Origin of the sequence: Microvirga thermotolerans, from assembly GCF_009363855.1 — a bacterium.
Lineage (GTDB): Bacteria > Pseudomonadota > Alphaproteobacteria > Rhizobiales > Beijerinckiaceae > Microvirga > Microvirga thermotolerans.
This window is the reverse complement of record NZ_CP045423.1, coordinates 2,729,659-2,750,258: the sequence shown is the minus strand read 5'-3', so window position 1 is coordinate 2,750,258 and position 20,600 is coordinate 2,729,659. Positions and strand designations below refer to the sequence as shown.

Here is a 20,600-nt window from a genome sequence, read left to right as displayed (position 1 = left end):
GAACATTTCATGCTCAGGTGAGCGGGCCGTAAGGGGAGAAGGCCCAAGTTTGCTCTCATCACGAACCCGACGGGTTCTTCGAGGAGAGAGACTGACCATGATGGACAAAGCTTCCACGCTCGCCCGCAAGCGCATGACCCGGTGGCTCGGCGCCGCTGCGGTCGCCGCCCTGATCGCCGGCGGCGCCGTCGAGACGGGCCTCGTGGCTCCCAATCCCGCCCATGCGGAGCTGCGGTCCATGTCGCAGCCGATCCAGGGCATGCCGTCCTTCGCGGACGTCATCGACCGCGTGAAGCCGGCCGTGATCTCCGTCAAGGTCAAGGTCCAGAACGTGGCGAGCCGCGACGAGGGCGACGACGGCGACGCGTTCGGCATGCAGGACCTGCCTCCCGGCATCGAGAAGTTCTTCCGCCAGTTCCGCGACCAGCTCCCGAACCAGGGCGGCCCCCGCGGCCACCGTCAGCAGCCCCGCCAGTTCGGCCAGGCTCTCGGCTCCGGCTTCTTCATCTCCGCCGACGGCTATGCCGTGACCAACAACCACGTGGTCGAGAACGCCTCCTCGGTCACCGTGACCATGGACGACGGCAAGGAGCTGAGCGCCAGGGTGATCGGCACCGATCCCAAGACCGACCTCGCCCTCATCAAGGTCGAGGGCGGCAGCGACTTTCCTTACGTCCGCCTCGCCTCGCAGAAGGCGCGGATCGGCGACTGGGTGCTCGCGGTCGGCAATCCGTTCGGCCTCGGCGGCACGGTGACGGCCGGCATCGTCTCGGCCCAGCACCGCGACATCGGCGCCGGTCCCTACGACGACTTCATCCAGATCGACGCCCCCGTGAACAAGGGCAATTCGGGCGGCCCGACCTTCAACCTCGCCGGCGAGGTGGTGGGCGTGAACACGGCGATCTACTCCCCCTCCGGCGGCAGCGTCGGCATCGCCTTCGCGATCCCGGCCGGCACGGTCGAGCAGGTCGTCGCCGCGCTCAAGGACAAGGGCACGGTCACCCGCGGCTTCATCGGCGTGCAGATGCAGCCGGTGACGAAGGAGATCGCCGAGGCGATCGGCCTCAAGGAGCCCAAGGGCGCGCTCGTGGCCGACACCGTGAAGGGCAGCCCGGCCGAGAAGGCGGGCGTCAGGACCGGCGACACCATCGTCGCGGTCGACGGCGAGACCATCAAGGAGGCCAAGGACCTCTCCCGCAAGGTGGCCCAGGTGCCCCCGGGCAAGAGCCTGACCCTCACCCTCTACCGCGACGGCAAGGAGCGCACCGTCACCCTTGAGGTCGCCAGTCAGCCGAAGGGCGCGTAAGCGCCCAAAGGCACCCGAACGGATGCCGGGCTCTCCCCGTTGCCTGTCCCTCGCGTCGAGCCCGGCATTCCCGCCCGCGGCAGGCCGGTCCTTCCCTCCAGGGCCGGTCTGCCGTCGGGCTCGATTTTTGCTATGGACGCCGCCATTGCTATAAGCATCGCCATGCGCATTCTCATCATCGAGGACGACCGCGAGGCGGCCTCCTACCTCGTCAAGGCGTTCCGGGAGGCCGGCCACGTCGCCGACCATGCGACGGACGGGCTCGACGGCTATGCCATGGCGGAGTCCGGCGACTACGACGTGCTGGTGGTCGACCGCATGCTGCCGAAGCTCGACGGCCTGTCGCTCATCCGCTCCCTGCGCGAGCAGAAGGTGGAGACGCCGGTCCTGATCCTGTCCGCCCTCGGCCAGGTGGACGACCGGGTGAAGGGGCTGCGCGCGGGCGGGGACGACTACCTTCCGAAGCCTTACGCCTTCTCCGAGCTTCTCGCGCGGGTGGAGGTGCTGTCCCGCCGGCGGACTGCGTCTCCCAGCGTGGAGCCGACCGTCTACCGTATCGCCGATCTCGAACTCGACCGCCTGTCCCACCGGGTGACGCGCTCCGGGCAGGAGATCGTCCTCCAGCCCCGCGAGTTCCGGCTGCTCGAATACCTGATGAAGAACGCCAACCAGGTGGTGACGCGCACCATGCTCCTCGAGCATGTGTGGGACTATCACTTCGATCCGCAGACGAACGTGATCGACGTCCATGTGTCGCGGCTTCGCGCGAAGATCGACAAGGGCTTCGACAAGCCGCTCATCCACACCATCCGCGGCGCGGGGTACATGGTGCGGGTCGGACCCGCCGAGGGCGAGGAATGACCCGGGCCGCCTCCGCGATGTCGGCCCTCGGCGCGCTGTTCCGCACAACCGCCTTCAAGCTGTCCTTCGCCTACCTGCTCGTCTTCGCGCTGTTCGCCTTCGCGGCTCTCGGCTACGTGGCCTGGAACGCGCAGCGCCTGCTCTCCGACCAGTTCACCTCCACCATCGACGCGGAGATCAACGGCCTCTCCGAGCAGTACCGCATCGGTGGCCTGCGCCGCCTCGTCAACATCGTCGAGCGGCGCTCCCGCGTGCCCGGGGCCTCCCTCTATCTCGTCACCACGAATGCGGGCGAGAAGATCGCCGGCAACGTGGGCGCCCTGCCGCCCGGAGTCATCGACAGGCCCGGACAGTTCGAGACCGACTACGCCCGCACGGAGGACGCCGACGCTCCGCCGAGCCATGCCCTCGTGCGGATCTATCTCCTCCCCGGCGGATTCCGCCTTCTCGTCGGGCGCGACATGGACGAGAGCGCCCGCCTTCGCGAGGTGATCCGCCGCGCCTTCGGCTATTCGCTCCTCTTCATCGGCATTCTCGGCTGCGGCGGCGCCTGGTTCATCACCCGCCGCGTCCTCAAGCGCATCGACGACATGACGGAGACCACCCGGGTCATCATGGCGGGGGACCTCGGCGGGCGCCTGAAGGTCGCCGGCACCGGAGACGAGCTCGACCGCCTCGCGCACAACCTCAACAACATGCTGGAACGCATCGACGAGCTGATGCACGGCATGCGGGAGGTCTCCGACAACATCGCCCACGACCTGAAGACGCCCCTGACCCGCATGCGCAACAGGGCCGACGAGGCCCTGCGTCTCGCCGGAACGCCGGAGGAGCTCAGGGCGGCCCTCGAGGCCAATATCGAGGAGAGCGACAACCTCATCCGCATCTTCAACGCGCTCCTGATGATCGCGCGGCTGGAGGCGGGCAACGCCCGGGAGGAGCTTTCCGACTTCGATGCCGCGGAAGCCGTGCGCGACGTCGCCGAGCTCTACGAGGCCCTCGCCGAGGAGGCGGGCGTGCCCTTCGAGGTCGCGGTGGAGGACGATCTCCCCGTCCACGGCAGCCGCGAGCTTCTGGGGCAGGCCGTGGCCAACCTTCTCGACAATGCACTCAAGTACGGCGCTCCCACCGAAGCCGGGGCGCCGGCGCGGCCCGTCGCCGTCACGGCCCGGCGGGTCGGCCCGTCCGTCGAGGTGGTGGTGGCCGACCGCGGCCCCGGCATTCCGGAGGCGGAGCGCGCTCATGTGCTCGAACGCTTCGTGCGGCTGGAGACCGCCCGCTCCCGTCCCGGCTTCGGCCTGGGGCTCAGCCTCGCCACGGCGGTGGCGCGGCTGCATGGCGGCGCCCTGCGCCTGGAGGACAACGGACCGGGTCTTCGGGCGGTGCTGGTCCTTCCCCTTCGCCAGACGGCGGGGACGCCCCTGCCGCCTTCCGCGGCAGGTGCCTGAAACCTGCGCAGGCGCGGAGCAACATTTCGGTTGCCTCCGTTCGGGCGGCATGGACACTGAAGCGCCGCAACAGGATTCCCCGGAGAGGCCGTGCCCGACCCGTCCACCACACTCCTCGACCGTCTGAGGCTGGCGCCGCCCGTGTCGGACCGCCGGAAGGCGAAGGCGGAGCTTTCCGATTTCGTGGGACGCGCCAAGGGAGAGCCTGAGGCTGCCCTCCTGCTGCCGGCCCTGACGCAGGGGAGGCTGCACGATCTCCTCCTCTCCATCGCCGACCACTCGCCCTTTCTCTGGCAGCTGATCCGCACCGATCCCGCCCGGCTCGCACGGCTTGCGATGCGGCCGCCGGAGGACAGCCACCGGGCCATCGCGGCGGACCAGGCGACTCTCTATCGACGGCTGCGGGCAGGGGATCTCGCCCGCGACGATGCGGTCCGCGTCTTCAGGCAAAACCGCAATGCCCACGCGCTCCTCGTCGCCCTCGCCGATATCGGCGGCGTCTGGGAGCTGGAAGAGGTGACCGGCGCGTTGTCCGAGTTCGCGGATGCGTCGGTCGGCGGCGCAGTCGATCTCGTGCTCACCGAGATGGCGGGTCTCGGCCGCATCGCCCTCAAGGATCCGGACGCGCCCGGCGCGGAATCCGGCTTCACCGTGCTCGCCCTCGGCAAGCACGGGGCAGGGGAGCTCAACTATTCGAGCGACATCGACCTCGTCGTGTTCTTCGACCCCGCGGCTCCGGCCCTGCCGGAGAATGCGGAAGCGGCCACCTTCTACACCCGCGTCGCGCAGCAGCTCGCGCGCCTCCTCCAGGAGCGCACGCCCCACGGCTACGTGCACCGGGTCGACTATCGCCTCAGGCCCGATCCGGGCTCGACGCCCACGGCGGTCTCGCTTCCCTCCGCCTATACCTATTACGAGACGGTGGGGCAGAACTGGGAGCGGGCGGCGCTCATCAAGGCGCGGCCCGTGGCGGGTGACCTGGCGCTCGGACAGCGCTTCCTCGACGATCTGCGCCCCTTCATCTGGCGCAAGTACTTCGATTTCGCGTCCATCGCCGACGTCCACGCGATGAAGCGGCAGATCCACGCGGTGCGCGGGCATGACGAGATCGCCGTGGCGGGCCACGATATCAAGCTCGGGCGCGGCGGCATCCGCGAGATCGAGTTCTTCGTGCAGACGCAGCAGCTCGTCTTCGGCGGCCGGCGTCCGGCCCTGCGGGGGCGGCGCACCCTCGACATGCTCGCCGCGCTCCATGCCGAGGGCTGGATCACCGAGCAGGCGCGGGACGAGCTGTCCCATGCCTACCGCTTCCTGCGCGGCATCGAGCATCGCCTGCAGATGGTCGCGGACGAGCAGACGCAGCGCCTGCCCTCCGACGAGGAGGAACTGGCCCGCTTCGCGAAGTTCTGCGGCTATCCTTCCCTGAAGGCCTTCGCCAAGGCGCTGACCGACCAGGCCCGCATCGTGCAGGGGCATTACGCGCTCCTCTTCGAGGAGGGGCCGGAGCTCGCCTCCGACGTGGGCAATCTCGTCTTCACGGGAACGTCCGACGATCCGGAGACGCTTGCGACCCTCGCGCGAATGGGCTTCCGCGATCCGGCCGTCGTCGCCGAGACCATCCGCGGCTGGCATTTCGGCCGCCGCTCCGCCATCACCAGCCAGCGCGCCCGCGAGGTGCTGACCGAACTCGTCCCCGCGCTCCTGTCCGCTCTCGGGGGAACCGCCGATCCCGACGGAGCGCTGGCCGCCCTCGACCGCGCCTTCGGGCGCATGCCCGCCGCCGTGGAGCTCCTCACCATTCTCCAGTCGCACGACCGCCTGCGCCTGCTCTTCGCCGACCTCCTCGGAACCGCTCCGCGTCTCGCCGACACGGTGGCGCAGTCCCCCCACGTGCTCGATGCGCTGATCGACCCCGCCTTCGGGGTTCCGCTCACGGACGACGAGGCGATCGAGGAACAGGTCCGCCAGCTCATCGGGCAGCCGAGCGATTACGAGGATTTCCTCGACCGCACCCGGGACGCCGCGCGGCAGATGCGCTTCATCACGGGAGCGCGCCTTCTCTCCGACATCCTCTCTCCCGCTCAGGCCGGACAGGCCTATGCCGCCATCGCCCGGGCCGTCGTCCGGATCTGTCTCGAACAGGTGCGCGTCGCCTTCGAGGCGGAGCACGGGACCGTGCCCGGAGGCCGCATGGCCGTTCTCGGCCTCGGCCGCCTCGGCTCGCGCGAGCTGACGGCGGGTTCCGACCTCGATCTCGTGGTCGTCTACGACTACGACGAGAGCGACAGGGAGAGCGGCGGGCCGCGTCGGCTCGATGCCGTGGTCTACTACACGCGGCTGACCCAGCGCCTCGTCGCCGCCCTGACGGTGCCGACGCGGCGCGGCCTCCTCTACGAGGTGGACCTGCGCCTGCGGCCGCAGGGAGGAAAGGGGCCGGTCGCCACCCAGTTCAAGGGCTTCATCGCCTACCAGAAGACCGAGGCCGACCTGTGGGAGCACATGGCGCTCACCAGGGCCCGCGTGCTGGCGGGAGACGAGGATTTCGGCACGATCGTGCAGCGGGCCGTGCGCGACATCGTCTGCGCGCCCCGCCAGCCCGCCCGCGTGCTTGCGGAGGTCCGCTCCATGCGCGAGCTCATCGCGCAGGAGAAGGGCGACGGGAACCCCTGGGATCTCAAGCTGGCGCGCGGCGGGCTGACCGACCTCGACTTCATCGCCCAGGCGCTCGTGCTCGCGCATGCGGCGGAGCATCGCTCCCTCCTCGGCCATGCGCCGGAAGAGACGTTCGCGGAAGCCTGCAGGGCCGGTCTTCTCGACGGGAACGATGCCCGGATCCTCGTGGAGGCACATCGCCTCTTCCAGGCGATCTTCCAGTGGCAGCGCCTCACCATCGAGGGACGCTTCGATCCTGCGGTCGTCTCTCCCGCCATTCTCAAGCGTCTCGCCACCGTCGCCGGACTGCCGAACGAGAAGGTTCTGCTGCTCCATCTGAAGGAGACGGAGAGCCGGGTGTCCGCCGTCTACGACCGGGTCATGGAGGCTCCGCCGGGGCGGAAGGCGAAGGCCTAGCCTCCACGCGAGGGGCGGGCCGGATTACCCCTTTGGAATGGCGCCGGCGCCTTCAGGGGGAGGGCCGCGCGCGTTCTGCACCGGAATAGTCGGAGAGCCCAACCGGCCCAGGACTGCCGCGCGCCGGTTGCGGTCTGGTAGGATGGCGGCCATGCCGCGCGGACCGGCTCTGCGGCGGCGGCGTCAACGATCCGTCCTGCAGGTTCCGATGTCACCTCATCCCCGTGTCAGCGTCATCATTCCGCATCTCAACGAGCCGGATGACCTGCGCCGCTGCCTCGATGCGCTCGAGAGGCAGCGGGACGACGGCATTCCCTTCGAGATCATCGTCGTCGACAACGGCTCGCGGGTTCTGCCGGAGGCGGTCTGCTCGGGGGTCCGTCTCGAGCGCGAGTCGACCCCGGGCCCCGGCCCGGCGCGGAACCGCGGGGCAGCCGTGGCCCGCGCCGATATCCTCGCCTTCATCGATGCCGACTGCATCGTGGCACCCGGATGGATCCGCGAGATGGTCGCCCGCTTCGACGCCGAGCCGGAGGTGCACTGCCTCGCAGGCGACATCCGCGTGGCGCAGCAGCGGGACGGATACGCCACCGCCATCGAGGCGTACGAGCATGTCTTCAGCTACCGCGTGAAGCTCTACGTGGAGCGGGACCGTTACGCGGCGACCGGGAACATGGCGGTGCGCAGGAGCGTATTCGAAGCCGTGGGACCCTTCGGCGGGATTGCGGTCATGGAGGACACCGACTGGGGGCGGCGGGCCACGGCGCTCGGTTTCCGGATCGCTTACGCGCCGGGCATGCGCGTCTACACGCCGCCGTGCCGGTCGTTCGAGGAGCTGACGCGCCGGTGGGACAGGCATATCGCCCACGACTTCGAGGGGATCGGACCCGGCGTCTTCGGCATGGCGAAATGGCTGGCGCGAAGCCTCGCGATCGCCGCCTCGCCCGCGGGCGAGATCGTCAGGATCCTGCGCTCCGACAGGCTCGCGACGCCCCGGGAGCGCGGGCTGGCCTTCGGTTGCCTCGCACGGGTCCGCCTCTACCGCGCGCGCAAAATGCTGGGCCTCGCCTTGACCGGGAACGCCGTGCGGATGGTGGAGAGCTGGAACCGGGACTGATCCGGTTCTCAACCGGTCGCCGCCCCGGCATTCGACGTACCGCTCAGGCCGCCGCGTCCGCGAGGGCGATGTCGGCGTTCGTCGCTTCCGTCAGCGGCAGGTGCACCAGGACGATGGTGCCCACGCCTTCCTGGCTTCTGATGCGCAAAGTGCCGCCGTGCAGCTCCGTCAGCGAACGGGCGATGGCAAGGCCGAGCCCCGAGCCCTTGTAGCTCTTGGAGAACTCGGTCTCGACCTGCTCGAACGGCTGGCCGAGCTTGTGCAGGGCATGGGCCGGAATGCCGATGCCGTTGTCCTCGACGTAGATGTTGACCGCATCGCCCGCCAGACGGGTACGCACGGTGATGCAGCCGCCGTCGCTGGTGAACTTCGTGGCGTTCTGCAGGAGGTTCACGAGGATCTGGTGAATGGCGCGCTCGTCCGCCGGGACGACGATGTCCTCGGGGTTCACGTCGACGGTGAGCGAGAGGTTCTTGGCCTTGATCTGCTCGTTGACGAGACGCAGCGCGCGCTGGATCGAGGCGTTCACAGCGATGGGCTGCTTGGTCAGGCTGGTGCGGCCGGCCTCGATGCGCGACATGTCGAGGATGTCGTTGATCACGGACAGCAGGTATTCACCGCTCGAACGGATGTCGTTGCAGTATTCCTCGTACTTCTCGGACCCGAGGGGGCCGAAGATGCCGCTCTGCATCACCTCCGCGAAGCCGATGATGGCGTTGAGCGGCGTGCGCAGCTCGTGGCTCATGTTGGCGAGGAACTCGGACTTGGCCCGGTTGGCGCTCTCGGCCTGCGCCTTCTGGTCGAGATAGCGCTCGGCGAGGTCGGCGAGCTGCTGCGTCTGGGCCTGCAGCTTCTGGCGCGACTGCTTGAGGTCGAGAACCGTCGCGATCAGCTCCTTCTCGGATTCCAGCAGCCGCTGCTCGTGGCGCTTGAGCGCGGTGATGTCCGTGCCCACCGAGACATAGCCGCCGTCCTTGGTGCGGCGCTCGTTGATCTGCAGCCAGCGACCGTCCTGGAGGCGGGCTTCGTAGCTGCGGGCGCCCACGTCCTGTTTCTGCGCGCGCATGAACTGGTGCTGAATCTCCGGCGGGCGGCCCAGGGCCATCACCTCGGCATAGGTCTTGCCCTGGATGTCCGCATCGGGGGCGAGCTCGTGCAGCTTGAGGAATTTCGAGTTGCAGAGAACCAGCCGGTTGTTCGCATCCCAAAGGACGAAGGCCTCCGAGATCGCCTCGATGGCGTCGTGCAGACGGGCATCGGCCTTGGCGGTCTTCTCCTCGAGGCCGCGCTGCTCCGTGACGTCGACCGCGATTCCGACGAGATGGCTCGCCGCGTCGTCCGGATCGCTCATCAATTCGGCGCGGGCCCGCAGCCACACCCATTCGCCGCTCGCGCTGCGGATGCGGAACTCGTAGTCCACCAGCGAGGTCTTCGCGGAGGCGAGCTGCTCGGCCAGGGTGTAGAGGTCCTGGTCCTCGGGATGGATCATGGCGTTCACCTCGCCGAAGGACAGGAACTCGTCCTGACGCTCGTAGCCGAGGAGCTCGTACATGGAATCCGACCAATAGAGGCGCCCGCGTCCGATGTCCCAGTCCCACAGGCCGCAGCGCCCGCGGTTGAGCGCGGAGTCGATCCTGTCGCGCACCTTCTCGCACACTTCGTCCGCCGCGCGGGCGCGGTTCGCCTGCATCACGTAGGCGATGCCGATGCCGAGCAGTACGACGATCGTCGCGCCGAGCAGCGATACGTGGCCGATGGTGCGCGCCCACCAGCTGGAGAGAACCTGGGGCAGCGGCTGGACCACGGCGATCTGTCCGGAGGAGGCGGGCAGGGAGCGGACCGTCGCGATGCCCTGTTCCCCCGACGCGAGCCGGATCGTCATGACGCCGGCCCGATCCGCGAAGGTGGTGAGAGGCTGCGCGTCGCCGAGAATGTCGTTGAGAGTCTTCGGCGCATCCTTGATCGCCGGATGAACCGCGACCACGAGTCCGGAGGCGTCCGCGAGCAGGAGCATGCGGCTGCGCGAGAGCGCGCTCGCCGGCATTCCCTTCACGAGAGCCTGGAGCTGCGCCGCGGCCGCGGCAGGGTTGGCGGGAGTCTTGAGGAATCCGAGCCGCGCCGCGGAAAGGGACGCGATGACGTCGATGTCGCCGATGGCATCGAGGACCGTTTCCTCGCGGCCGTTGCGCACCTGGATCCAGGCGCTCGCGGCGAGCGTGACGAGAAAGAGCGCGAGAAGGGCGGGAACCGCCAGGCGGAGCAGGGGCTCGTACTGTTCGAGCCGCCGGTAGGTCGGATGCGCGTCCGTTCGCGTCACCCCTAGAATTGTACCCGCGCGAGCGGGTACGCACGCGGACGCCGCCCCCGCCATGCGATTTCCCTCCGGAATCCCTCGTTGTCCCTATTCGGAAGGACGTGCCGCATCTTTCCGAATCACTAACAATAGAATCATCGCCGCGTGATTTGTCCAGCTGTGCAAAGGCTGTGTAGGACAAAATTTTTAATATTCCGTTAGGGAAGAAGGCAATCTCCGATCCCTCAAAAACATAAGCTCCCTCAAGGCGTTGCCGAGCGCGGCGCATCTTCGAGCGAACGGTGCACGATATCCGCTACGTCACGGGAAAGACTCGCGTTTTCCGCAATGCGCCGAAGGGCCTCGCAGGCACGGTTCCGGCGCCCTTCCTCCATGATCCGCCAGGTGGCGAAAGCGGTGAGCAGGCGCGCCGCGACCTGTGGATTCAGTGGATCGACGCGCAGGACGACATCGGCGACGAAGTCGTAGCCCTGGCCGTCGGGACGATTGAACTGAGTCGGGTTGAGCATGGCGAAGCTGCCGACCAGCGACCGCACGCGGTTGGGATTGCCGATGGAGAAGGCGGGATGCTCCATCAGGCTGCGGATGCGCTGGAGCGTCCCGTCCTCCTGGATCGAAGCCTGCAGCGTGAACCACTTGTCGAGCACGAGCGGTTCGCCTGCGTAGCGCTCGCCGAAGGCGGCGAGGGCGTCCTCTCTCGCCGCTCCGGGCAGGGTCGTCAGCACGCCGAGCGCGGCGAGCCGGTCGGTCATGTTGCTCGCCGCCTCGAACTGCGCGCTCGCCATCCGCTCGCCCAGGCCCGCATCCGCGGCGGCGAGAAGGTCGAGGCAGACATTGCGCAGGGCGCGGCGGCCGGCGCTCGCCGCATCGGGGCTGTAGGGTCCCGTTTCCGCGAACCTGTCGTAGATGTCGGCCAGAGCGTCCCGGCAGACGGTGGCGACGATGCGGCGAAGCTCCCGGCGGGCGCGATGAATCGCGTCGGGGTCCACGTCCGCGCCGATCTCCTGCGCCACGTCGGACTCCCCCGGCAGGGTCAGGACGAGGGCGGCGAAGGCCGGATCCCGCTCGGCATCGCGGATCACGAAATCGCGCAGGGCCTGCGCGAGCGCGTCGAAGTTCCCATCGGGCGCGGCCGCTCCCGTCGCGAGAGCGACGAGGAGGCGCATGGCGACCGTCTGGCCCGCCTGCCAGCGGTTGAACGCATCCGTGTCGTGCCGAAGAAGCACGAGGAGATCCTCGTCCGTGAGGTCGAGCGAGGTGCGCACCGGGGCGGAGAAATCCCGGAACAGGGACGGCACCGGCGGCGACGTCACGCCGGTGAAGACGAGGCTGTCCTGCGCCTTGTCGAAGAGGAAGACGCCCTGCGGGCTCACCCGCTCGGACCGGGCCGGGAGCGCCGTTCCGTCGCGCGCCACGAGGCCGAGGCGGACCGGGATCGCCATGGGCTCCTTCTGCGGCTGGCCGGGCGTGGGAGGCGTCGACTGCGCGAAGTCGAGTCGGTAGGTCTGCGCCGCAGCGTCGTAGGTGCCGCCGACCGTGACGCGCGGCGTTCCGGCCTGCGCATACCAGCGCGCGAAATGGCCGAGATCGCGGCCTGTCACCGTCGCAAAGGCGTCGAGGAAGTCCTCGACGGTCGCCGCGGTGCCGTCGCAGCGCTCGAAGTAGAGATCCATCCCGCGCCGGAAGTCCTCGTCGCCGATCAGCGTCTTGAGCATGCGCACGATCTCGGCGCCCTTCTCGTAGACCGTCGCGGTGTAGAAGTTGTTGATCTCCCGGTACTGCTGCGGCCGGACCGGATGGGCGAGGGGGCTCGCATCCTCCGGGAACTGGCGCGCGCGCAGGGTTTTCACCTCGGCGATGCGGTGCACGGGGCGGGAGCGCTCGTCGGAGGAGAACTCCTGGTCGCGGAAGACGGTCAGCCCCTCCTTGAGGCAGAGCTGGAACCAGTCGCGGCAGGTGACCCGGTTGCCCGACCAGTTGTGGAAGTACTCGTGGGCGATGATCGCCTCGATGTTGGCGTAGTCCGCGTCGGTCGCGGTCTCGGGGCTCGCCAGCACGTATTTGTCGTTGAAGATGTTGAGCCCCTTGTTCTCCATCGCGCCCATGTTGAAGTCGGACACGGCGACGATGTTGAACTCGTCGAGGTCGTATTCCCTCCCGAAGACCTTTTCGTCCCAGCGCATGGAGCGCTCGAGCGCGTCGAGCGCGTAGCCCGCACGATCCTCCTTGCCCGGCTCCACGTACACCTTCAACCGCACGGGGCGTCCGCTCATGGTGACGAAGGTCTTGCCCACGTGGCCGAGCCTTCCGCCGACGAGCGCGAAGAGGTAGGACGGCTTGGGGTAGGGGTCGTGCCACACGGCATAGTGGCGGTTCGTGCCCGCGACCGCCCCGCGCTCCACGGGGTTGCCGTTCCCGAGCAGCACGGGAGCCTCGTCCCGGTCGGCCTCGATGCGGGTGGTGTAGACGGAGAGCACGTCCGGCCGGTCGAGGAAATAGGTGATGCGGCGGAAGCCGTCCGCCTCGCATTGCGTACAGTAGTTCCCGCCCGAGCGGTAGAGCCCCATGAGCTTGGTGTTGGCGGTGGGATCGATCTCGGTCTCGACCGTGAGAGTGAAGGGCTGCCGCGGCGGCTGGCTGATGGTGAGCGCCTGCGGGCCTGCCTCGAACTCCCCCGCGGGCAGGGCGCGGCCGTCGAGGCTCAGGCCCTTGAGGACGAGTTCGTCCCCGTCGAGGACGAGCGGCGCGTCCGGACGGCCCTTCGGATTGGGGCGAAGGCTCAACGTGGCCGTGACGCGGGTGGCACGCGGATCGAGCCGCACGTCGAGCTCCACCCGGTCGATGAGGAAGTCGCTGGGCCGGTAGTCCTTCAGCCGGACGATATGGGACTCCTCGGGACGCATGCGATCTCCTGCCGCCATGAAATTTCATTGCCATCTAGGGCCCGCGCTCGGCTCCGCAAGGCAGTGCAGAGGAAGGCAGGGAAAGGTAAACGACTCCTGAAGATATGGGATTCGCCCCCAGCCCCGACAGGCCGGGCTTGATCCGATATCCGGATGCGCCATCACTCATGCGCGATGATAAGGAGACGACCATGGAATACCTGCACACGATGGTTCGCGTGTCGAACCTCGAGCAATCCCTCGACTTCTTCTGCAACAAGTTCGGCCTCGTCGAGGTCCGCCGCACCGAGAACGAGAAGGGGCGCTACACCCTGGTCTTCCTGGCGGCTCCGGGGGACGTCGAAAAGGCCAAGGAGACGAAGGCCCCCCTGCTGGAGCTCACCTACAACTGGGATGAGCACGAGTACTCGGGCGGGCGCAATTTCGGCCACCTCGCCTATCGGGTGGACGACATCTACGAGACCTGCCGCAGGCTGATGGGGGCGGGCGTCACCATCAACCGCCCGCCCCGCGACGGCTACATGGCCTTCGTCAAGACGCCCGACAACATCTCCATCGAGCTCCTCCAGCGCGGGGAGCCGAAGCCTCCGCAGGAGCCCTGGGCCTCCATGCCCAACACCGGGACGTGGTGAGCCTGGCGGTTCGCAGGCGGGACGGCCCTTCCGGCCCGGGACCCGCCGAAAGGGTCTTGCCCCATCCCGCGACCCGGCTCACCATGGGCGAGCCGGGCTTCCCCGGCGGAGGATGAACGTGAGACGAGAAGCGATCCGCTTTTGGCGGCATGGACGGCCGGTCGACATTGCCGAATTTCACCCCCGCACCACGCTTCTGGATTACTTGAGACTGCAGCAGCGGCACGTCGGAACCAAGGAGGGCTGCGCCGAGGGGGATTGCGGCGCCTGCACCGTCACGCTCGGCCGGCTCCGCGGCGGCCGGGTGCATTACGAGCCGGTCAACGCCTGCATTCTCCTGCTCGGCCAGGTGGACGGCGCCGAGGTCGTGACGGTCGAGGATCTCGCCGCCGGTGGCCGGCTGCATCCCGTTCAGGCGGCGATGGCGGAGAGCCATGCTTCGCAGTGCGGCTTCTGCACGCCGGGCATCGTCATGAGCCTCTTCGCCCTCTATCACGAGGGCGAGCGCCCGCTGACCCGCGAGAACGTCAACGATGCGCTTGCCGGCAATCTCTGCCGCTGCACGGGCTACCGCCCCATCGTCGACGCGGCGCTCAGGGCCTGCGACGGCGCGCCTGCCGATGCGTTTTCGGCCGCAGACGCGGACACGGCGGAAGCCCTGGCCGCGATGGCGGACGGGCGCGACGTGTTCGTCGGCGACGAGACCCGGTTCTTCGCCGCGCCGGCGACCGAGGATTCCCTTGCCGCGCTCTACGCCCGCCATCCCGACGCCACGCTCGTGGCCGGCAGCACGGACGTGGGCCTGTGGGTCACCAAGGCCCTGGCGGACCTCGACAAGGTCATCTGGCTCGGGCGCGTGGCGGATCTCGACCGGATCGAGGACGGCGCCGACCTCCTTTCGCTCGGCGCGACCGTGACCCATGCGGAGGCGCACCGGAGCCTTGCCCGCATCGACCCCGATCTCGGCGAACTCGTGCGCCGGTTCGGCTCGGCGCAGATCCGCGCCTCTGGCACCGTCGGCGGCAACATCGCCAACGGCTCGCCCATCGGCGATCTCGCGCCGGCCCTGATCGCTCTCGGAGCAACGCTCGAGCTGCGCGGCGGCGGCGCAACCCGCACCCTTCCCCTGGAAAGCTTCTTCATTGCCTACCGGCGGCAGGACCGGGCGCCGGGCGAATACGTGCGCCGCGTGCTGGTGCCGAAGCTCGGGCCCGGCCAGGCGTTCCGCGCCTTCAAGGTCTCGAAGCGGTTCGACGAGGACATCTCGGCGGTGATGGGGGCCTTCCGCTTCACGCTCGACGGTCGCCGCATCGCGGGGGCGCGGATCGCCTTCGGCGGCATGGCGGGCACGCCCAAGCGCGCGGCGGAAGCGGAGCGGGCGCTCGCGGGAATCTCCCTCGACGATCCGGGCTCCTGGGGCGAGGCGATGGCGGCGCTGGGGCGGGACTATCAGCCGATGACCGATCACCGGGCTTCGGCCGCCTATCGCTCGACGGTGGCCCGCAATCTCCTCTTCAAGGCGCTGAGCGAAGTGGCCTCCGGCGCGACCCGTGCCACGCGGATCGTCGGCGTTCGCGAGGCGATGGAAGCGGCGGAGTAGGGCGATGGGCGAGATGATCAAGATGGACGGCGCATCGCCTATCTCCTCCCTGCGGGAGGGCGAGGGGCAGGCGGAGGCGCTTCGCCATGTGCACCGGCCCCTGCCGCACGATTCCGGATTCAAGCACGTGCAGGGCCTCGCCCAGTACATCGACGACATCCGCGAGCCGGACGGGACGCTCCACATCGCCATCGGCCAGTCGCCGAAGGCGCGGGGAAGGCTCGTTGCCCTCGACCTGTCGGCGGTGCGGTCCGAGCCCGGCGTGGTGGCCGTCCTGACCGCGAGGGACGTTCCGGGAAAGAACGACGTCTCTCCCGCCTTCGGGGACGATCCGCTCTTCGCCGAAACCGAAGTGAGCTTCCACGGCCAGGCCCTGTTCGCCGTGGTCGCCACGACCCGCGAGGCGGCGCGCCGCGCCGCACGCCGCGCGGTGGTGGAGATCGAGGCGGAGACGCCGAGCGTCACCGTCGAGGATGCGCTGGCGCGCGGCGAGACGGTGATGCCGGACTACGCCTTCGGCCGCGGCGATGCGGATGCGGCCATCGCCCAGGCGCCGCGCCGGCTCGAAGGCTGTTTCCGCATCGGCGGCCAGGAGCACTTCTATCTGGAAGGGCAGGTGGCGCTCGCCGTGCCCGGCGAGGACGGCGATATCCACGTCTATTCCTCCACGCAGCATCCCACCGAGGTGCAGCACGTGGTGGCGCGCGTGCTCGGCCTGCCCGATGCCTACGTGACCTGCGAGACGCGCCGCATGGGCGGCGGCTTCGGCGGCAAGGAAAGCCAGGCGACGCAATGGGCCGTGACGGCGGCGCTCGCCGCGCGCGTCACGGGGCGGCCCTGCAAGCTGCGCCTCGACCGGGACGACGACTTCGTCCTCACCGGCAAGCGGCACGACTTCCGCTGCGACTGGCGGGTGGGCTTCGACGAGGAGGGCCGGATCGCGGGCTACGCGGTGGACCTCCTCGCGCGCTGCGGCTATTCCGCGGACCTGTCCGGCGGCGTCGTCGACCGTGCGATGTTCCATGCCGACAACGCCTATTGGATACCGGCCGCGCGCATCGCGTCGAAGCGGCTCAAGACCAACACGGTTTCCAACACGGCCTTCCGCGGCTTCGGCGGGCCGCAGGGGATGCTCGCCATCGAGCACGTCATGGACCGGATCGCCTGGGCGACCGGGCGCGACCCGCTCGACGTGCGCTACGCCAACTTCTATGCCCCCGGACGCAACCTCACGCCCTACGGCATGGAGGTGGAGGAAACCGACATCCTGACGAACCTCGTGCGCCGGCTCGAGGAGACCTCCGCCTACCGGGCGCGGCGCGAGGAGATCGCGGCGTTCAACGCCTCCTCGCCGGTCATGAAGCGGGGGATCGCGCTCACGCCGGTGAAGTTCGGCATCAGCTTCACGCTCACCCATCTCAACCAGGCGGGCGCGCTCGTGCACGTCTATCAGGACGGCTCCGTGCACCTGAACCACGGCGGCACCGAAATGGGGCAGGGCCTCTACGTGAAGGTGGCGCAGGTGGTGGCCGAGGAGTTCGGCATCTCCATGGAGCGGGTGCGGATCACCGCGACGACGACGGCGAAGGTGCCCAACACCTCGCCGACCGCGGCCTCCTCCGGCTCCGACCTCAATGGCATGGCCGCCCGCATCGCGGCGGGCGCGATCCGGCGGCGCATGGCGGCGCACGCGGCGGAGCTCTACGGGGTGAGCCCGGAGCAGGTCGAGTTCCGCGACGACCGCGTGTTCGCCGGCAACGAGAGCCTCACCTTCACGGAACTCGCGAAGAAATGCGTGCTCGCGCGCATTCCCCTGTCGGAGGCCGGGCACTACAAGACGCCGAAGATCACCTGGAACCGGGAGAAGGCCACCGGCCGCCCGTTCTTCTACTTCGCCTACGGGGCGGCCTGTGCGGAGGTGATCGTCGACACCCTCACCGGCGAGAACCGCCTCCTGCGGGCCGACATCCTCCACGACGTGGGGCGTTCCCTGAACCCGGCCATCGACATCGGCCAGATCGAGGGCGGCTTCGTGCAGGGCATGGGATGGCTGACCACGGAGGAACTGGTCTTCGACCGGGAAGGGCGCCTCCTGACCCATGCGCCCTCCACCTACAAGATCCCCGTCGCTTCGGACGTCCCCGCCGATTTCCGCGTGTCGCTCTATCCCAACGCCAACCGCGAGGCGACGGTCTACCGCTCGAAGGCGGTGGGCGAGCCGCCGCTCATGCTGGCCAACAGCATGTTCTGCGCGCTCGCGGACGCGGTCCACGCGCTCGATCCGTCGAAGCCCGTTCCCCTCGACGCGCCGGCGACGCCGGAGGCGATCCTGCGGGCCTGTGAGGCCCTGCGGGGAAGGGCGATGGGGTGAGGGCCGCGGCGTGAGGACCTGGCGGCGCCTCGTCGATCTCGTCGGCGCCCACGGCAGGGCGGCTCTCGTCAGCGTCCACGCGGTGAAGGGCTCGGCTCCGAGGGAGACGGATGCCCGCATGGTCGTGCGCCCGGACGGCGGGTTCTTCGGCACCATCGGGGGCGGGCAGCTCGAGATGAAGATGCTCGCCCTGGCCCGGGAGATGCTGGACGAGGGGCGCGGGCCGGCGCGGATCGTGGACCAGGCGCTCGGGCCCGATCTCGGCCAGTGCTGCGGCGGGCGGGTGAAGATCCTGATCGAGACCTTCGACAGGCGCGACCTCAGGGATCTGGAGGCCCTCGCGGGCGCGGAAGCCGAAGGCGGTCTCTTCACGGCCGAATGCCGGTTCGACGAGTCCGGGCGCGTCCGGCGGGAGGTTTCCTCGTCCGTCGGCGACGATGCCTGGACGCAGTGGCGGGAGGTTCACGGAGAGGTGCGCAGGCCCATCCTGCTCTTCGGGGCGGGGCATGTGGGGCGCGCCCTCGTCCTGGCGCTGGCGCCGCTTCCCTTCGCGGTGCGCTGGCTCGACCCGCGGGAGGACGCCTTTCCCGCGCACGTTCCCGCGCACGCCACGCCCGTTCTCCTGAAGGATGTCGACGCGGAGATCGCCGCCGCGCCGCCGGACGCGCTCGTCCTGATCATGACCCACGATCATCCCCTCGACATGGCGATCGCGGCCGCCGCCCTGAAGCGGGGCTTTCCTTACGTGGGGCTCATCGGCAGCGCCACGAAGCGGGCACGGTTCGAAAAGAGGTTTCGGGAACTTGGGCTCACCGAGGAGCGCATCCGCTCGCTCGTCTGCCCCATCGGCGTTCCCGGCATCGAGGGAAAGGAGCCGGCGGTGATCGCCGCCTCCGTCGCGGCGCAGCTGCTCCAGACGCGGGAAAAAACGGTCCTCCCGGCCGCCGCGGAAACGCCCCCGACATTGCGGGGCAGCCCCACCGTCATTCCGGGGCCGCGTAGCGGAGCCCGGAACCCATAACCGCTGACGGTGCAGAAGAAAGCGCGGCGTTTGCCGTTCCTCCCGATTCCGGCAGGCTGATGCTCATGGGTTCCGGGCCCAGCGCTCCGCGCTGTCCCGGAATGACGGCAAGGTGGGCCTGGAACGACGGATCGGGCTCCGGGTGACAGTGCTTTCGAAAACCCTCGCTTCCGTCCGGCCTAGGCGGTAAAACCACCCTATGACCGAGAACAAGACCGAAGATCGACGCTACCTGGCGCGCGCCATCGCCCTGTCGCGGGAGCACATGAACAACGGGGCTGGCGGCCCGTTCGGAGCCGTGATCGTCCGCGACGGCCGCATCCTCGGCGAGGGCTGGAACCGGGTCACGTCCGCCAAGGACCCGACGGCCCATGCCGAAGTGGTCGCGATCCGCCGGGCCTGCGAGGCCGTCGGCGATTTCTCCCTTCAGGGAGCGACGCTCTACACCAGCTGCGAGCCGTGCCCCATGTGTCTGGCTTCGGCCTACTGGGCCCGGGTGTCGCGCATCGTCTACGCCAATACCCGCGAGGACGCCGCCGCGATCGGCTTCGACGACAGCCTGATCTACGACGAGATCGCGAAGCCCATCCCCGAGCGCCTCATCCCCATGGATCACGAACCGAGCCTGGAGGCCCGAGCCGTCTTCGATGCCTGGATGGAGAAGCCGGACAAGATCGCCTACTGATCCGCCATTCCCCGTTACCCGCCATCTCTCAGCCTTCGAGAAAGCCCATGCCCAGCGCCACCACCATCGTCCGCAGGCCCGCCGTGAAGCCGGACCGGGTCGTGGACACCGTCGTCCTCGATCACGCCGCCCGCACGCGCCGTCACGCCCATCTGCGGGGCGAGGCGGGCACGGAGATCCATCTCGACCTCGACATGGAAACGACCGTCAACGACGGCGACGCCCTGCGCCTCGAGGACGGGCGCCTCGTGCAGGTGAAGGCGGCGGAAGAGGATCTTCTGGAGGTCCGGGCCGAGAATCCCTTACGCCTCATGCGGCTCGCCTGGCATCTCGGCAGCAGCCACGGGCTCGCCGAAATCGCGGCCGACGCGATCTACATCGAGAACACGCCCGCTCTCGCCGAACTCGCCCGCGGGCAGGGCTGCGTCGCGACCCCGGTGAGGCGCCCCTTCCGGCCGGAGCAGAGCGTTCACCATTGCGACCACGATCACGGCCACCACGGCCATGCCCACCATCGCCATCACGACCACGGTCACGCGCACGACCATGGTCATGCGCACGATCACGGCCATGACCACGGCTGCGGGTGTGGGCACCACCATCACGGCCACAAGCACGATCACTGATCGGAAGGCGGCTTTTCCAGAGGTTGTGTCCAGGACGATGCGAGCCGCCCTGCTCTCCGGCAGGGGGCGTCGCCTTCACGGATCGCGCCCGCGCATACGATTCCCAGGCGGCGCTCGGTGCCGAGGTTGCGGCGGTGGTTGCGGAGAACGTCCGAAGGCCGATGGATCGGCCTCTCGCGGAGAGGGCCGGCCCCCTCCGCGAGACGAGCTTGTCGCTTCGCTCGATACCGGCTGCGCTATTTGCGTTTCGAGGGAGAGCTTGTCTCGTCCATCGGCAGCTTCTTCTGCTGGCCGGGCGCGTAGCCGGAAGCTCCCGGGCCGGTGACGGAACCCGTCGTGTCGGTCTGCATCTTCTGGCCCGGCGCGGCGCTCGACGCGCCCGGACCGGTCATCTTGCTCCGGTCCTGCTGACCCGGCGCGTACTGCGTTGCGCTGTTCGAGTTGGTGCCGGTGCCTGCACCAGTCGTCTGCGCATAACTTGCGGCCGGAACGGCCAACAACAGGGCTGCGGCACAGGAAAATCCTACGATCTTCTTCACGTCTGCGCTCCTTTTTCGTTGATGTGCGTGGGACCCATGGAACGTGTGCTTCGGCTTGCGGTTCCAGCTTTGCCTGACGTTCGATCTATACTGTCGCAAGCCGGAACT

Annotated in this window: 14 protein-coding genes; 11 read left to right on the top strand and 3 right to left on the bottom strand. The window is 68.9% G+C overall.

Features of this window, described 5'->3' with window-relative positions; genetic code table 11:
• Window positions 1–97: 97 nt before the first annotated feature.
• The 5 genes from GDR74_RS13000 to GDR74_RS12980 all read left to right on the top strand — a co-directional run bounded on the left by GDR74_RS13000 (window position 98) and on the right by GDR74_RS12980 (window position 7,801).
• Window positions 98–1,306 carry a trypsin-like peptidase domain-containing protein gene (locus GDR74_RS13000; RefSeq protein WP_152586697.1) on the top strand — a complete coding sequence of 403 codons (1,209 nt, stop codon included), beginning with the start codon at window positions 98–100 and terminating at the stop codon, window positions 1,304–1,306.
• 162 nt (window positions 1,307–1,468) lie between these two features.
• Window positions 1,469–2,167, top strand: coding sequence for a winged helix-turn-helix domain-containing protein (locus GDR74_RS12995; RefSeq protein WP_152586696.1), 699 nt, complete (start codon window positions 1,469–1,471; stop codon window positions 2,165–2,167).
• The gene (locus GDR74_RS12990) at window positions 2,164–3,615 is read left to right on the top strand and encodes a sensor histidine kinase (RefSeq protein WP_246179429.1); all 1,452 of its coding nucleotides are present in this window, start codon (window positions 2,164–2,166) and stop codon (window positions 3,613–3,615) included. The genes GDR74_RS12995 and GDR74_RS12990 overlap by 4 nt, the downstream gene beginning before the upstream one ends.
• Before the next feature lie 90 nt (window positions 3,616–3,705).
• Window positions 3,706–6,684 carry a bifunctional [glutamine synthetase] adenylyltransferase/[glutamine synthetase]-adenylyl-L-tyrosine phosphorylase gene (locus tag GDR74_RS12985; protein ID WP_152586695.1) on the top strand — a complete coding sequence of 993 codons (2,979 nt, stop codon included), beginning with the start codon at window positions 3,706–3,708 and terminating at the stop codon, window positions 6,682–6,684.
• 208 nt (window positions 6,685–6,892) lie between these two features.
• Window positions 6,893–7,801 carry a glycosyltransferase family 2 protein gene (locus GDR74_RS12980; RefSeq protein WP_152586694.1) on the top strand — a complete coding sequence of 303 codons (909 nt, stop codon included), beginning with the start codon at window positions 6,893–6,895 and terminating at the stop codon, window positions 7,799–7,801.
• A gap of 43 nt (window positions 7,802–7,844) precedes the next feature.
• On the opposite strand, the gene GDR74_RS12975 is transcribed toward GDR74_RS12980, so the two are convergent.
• Window positions 7,845–10,118, bottom strand: a complete 2,274-nt coding sequence (locus GDR74_RS12975; protein WP_246179423.1) for a sensor histidine kinase — start codon at window positions 10,116–10,118, stop codon at window positions 7,845–7,847.
• Window positions 10,119–10,357: 239 nt separating this feature from the next.
• Window positions 10,358–13,018 (bottom strand): aminopeptidase N, encoded by a 2,661-nt coding sequence (gene pepN / locus GDR74_RS12970; RefSeq protein WP_152586692.1) that lies wholly within the window; start codon window positions 13,016–13,018, stop codon window positions 10,358–10,360.
• Window positions 13,019–13,209: 191 nt separating this feature from the next.
• Between pepN and GDR74_RS12965 the strand changes: the two genes are divergently transcribed.
• From GDR74_RS12965 to GDR74_RS12940, 6 genes are all read left to right on the top strand, one after another.
• Window positions 13,210–13,650, top strand: coding sequence for a VOC family protein (locus GDR74_RS12965; protein WP_152587765.1), 441 nt, complete (start codon window positions 13,210–13,212; stop codon window positions 13,648–13,650).
• Window positions 13,651–13,762: 112 nt separating this feature from the next.
• Window positions 13,763–15,250, top strand: a complete 1,488-nt coding sequence (xdhA, locus tag GDR74_RS12960) for a xanthine dehydrogenase small subunit (protein ID WP_194164533.1) — start codon at window positions 13,763–13,765, stop codon at window positions 15,248–15,250.
• 13 nt (window positions 15,251–15,263) lie between these two features.
• Complete coding sequence (gene xdhB, locus GDR74_RS12955) at window positions 15,264–17,621, top strand: xanthine dehydrogenase molybdopterin binding subunit (RefSeq protein WP_246180166.1); 2,358 nt, start codon at window positions 15,264–15,266, stop codon at window positions 17,619–17,621.
• 10 nt (window positions 17,622–17,631) lie between these two features.
• Window positions 17,632–18,642: a xanthine dehydrogenase accessory protein XdhC gene (gene xdhC / locus GDR74_RS12950; protein ID WP_152586690.1), complete on the top strand. Its 1,011-nt coding sequence runs from the start codon at window positions 17,632–17,634 to the stop codon at window positions 18,640–18,642.
• 199 nt (window positions 18,643–18,841) lie between these two features.
• On the top strand, window positions 18,842–19,327 hold the full coding sequence (locus GDR74_RS12945; protein ID WP_152586689.1) for a nucleoside deaminase: 486 nt from the start codon (window positions 18,842–18,844) through the stop codon (window positions 19,325–19,327).
• 47 nt (window positions 19,328–19,374) lie between these two features.
• On the top strand, window positions 19,375–19,953 hold the full coding sequence (locus GDR74_RS12940) for an urease accessory protein UreE (RefSeq protein WP_152586688.1): 579 nt from the start codon (window positions 19,375–19,377) through the stop codon (window positions 19,951–19,953).
• 236 nt (window positions 19,954–20,189) lie between these two features.
• Here the strand turns inward: GDR74_RS12940 and GDR74_RS12935 are convergent, their stop codons facing one another.
• On the bottom strand, window positions 20,190–20,492 hold the full coding sequence (locus tag GDR74_RS12935) for a hypothetical protein (RefSeq protein ID WP_246179421.1): 303 nt from the start codon (window positions 20,490–20,492) through the stop codon (window positions 20,190–20,192).
• Between the last annotated feature and the right edge of the window lie 108 nt (window positions 20,493–20,600).

What these genes read in the sequence shown, in the direction of transcription:
- GDR74_RS13000 (WP_152586697.1), top strand. Translation starts at nt 98, where the DNA reads ATGATGGACAAAGCTTCCACGCTCGCCCGCAAGCGCATGACCCGGTGG.
- GDR74_RS12995 (WP_152586696.1), top strand. Translation starts at nt 1,469, where the DNA reads ATGCGCATTCTCATCATCGAGGACGACCGCGAGGCGGCCTCCTACCTC.
- GDR74_RS12990 (WP_246179429.1), top strand. Translation starts at nt 2,164, where the DNA reads ATGACCCGGGCCGCCTCCGCGATGTCGGCCCTCGGCGCGCTGTTCCGC.
- GDR74_RS12980 (WP_152586694.1), top strand. Translation starts at nt 6,893, where the DNA reads ATGTCACCTCATCCCCGTGTCAGCGTCATCATTCCGCATCTCAACGAG.
- pepN (WP_152586692.1), bottom strand. Translation starts at nt 13,018, where the DNA reads ATGCGTCCCGAGGAGTCCCATATCGTCCGGCTGAAGGACTACCGGCCC.
- GDR74_RS12965 (WP_152587765.1), top strand. Translation starts at nt 13,210, where the DNA reads ATGGAATACCTGCACACGATGGTTCGCGTGTCGAACCTCGAGCAATCC.
- xdhA (WP_194164533.1), top strand. Translation starts at nt 13,763, where the DNA reads ATGAACGTGAGACGAGAAGCGATCCGCTTTTGGCGGCATGGACGGCCG.
- xdhB (WP_246180166.1), top strand. Translation starts at nt 15,264, where the DNA reads ATGATCAAGATGGACGGCGCATCGCCTATCTCCTCCCTGCGGGAGGGC.
- GDR74_RS12945 (WP_152586689.1), top strand. Translation starts at nt 18,842, where the DNA reads ATGACCGAGAACAAGACCGAAGATCGACGCTACCTGGCGCGCGCCATC.
- GDR74_RS12940 (WP_152586688.1), top strand. Translation starts at nt 19,375, where the DNA reads ATGCCCAGCGCCACCACCATCGTCCGCAGGCCCGCCGTGAAGCCGGAC.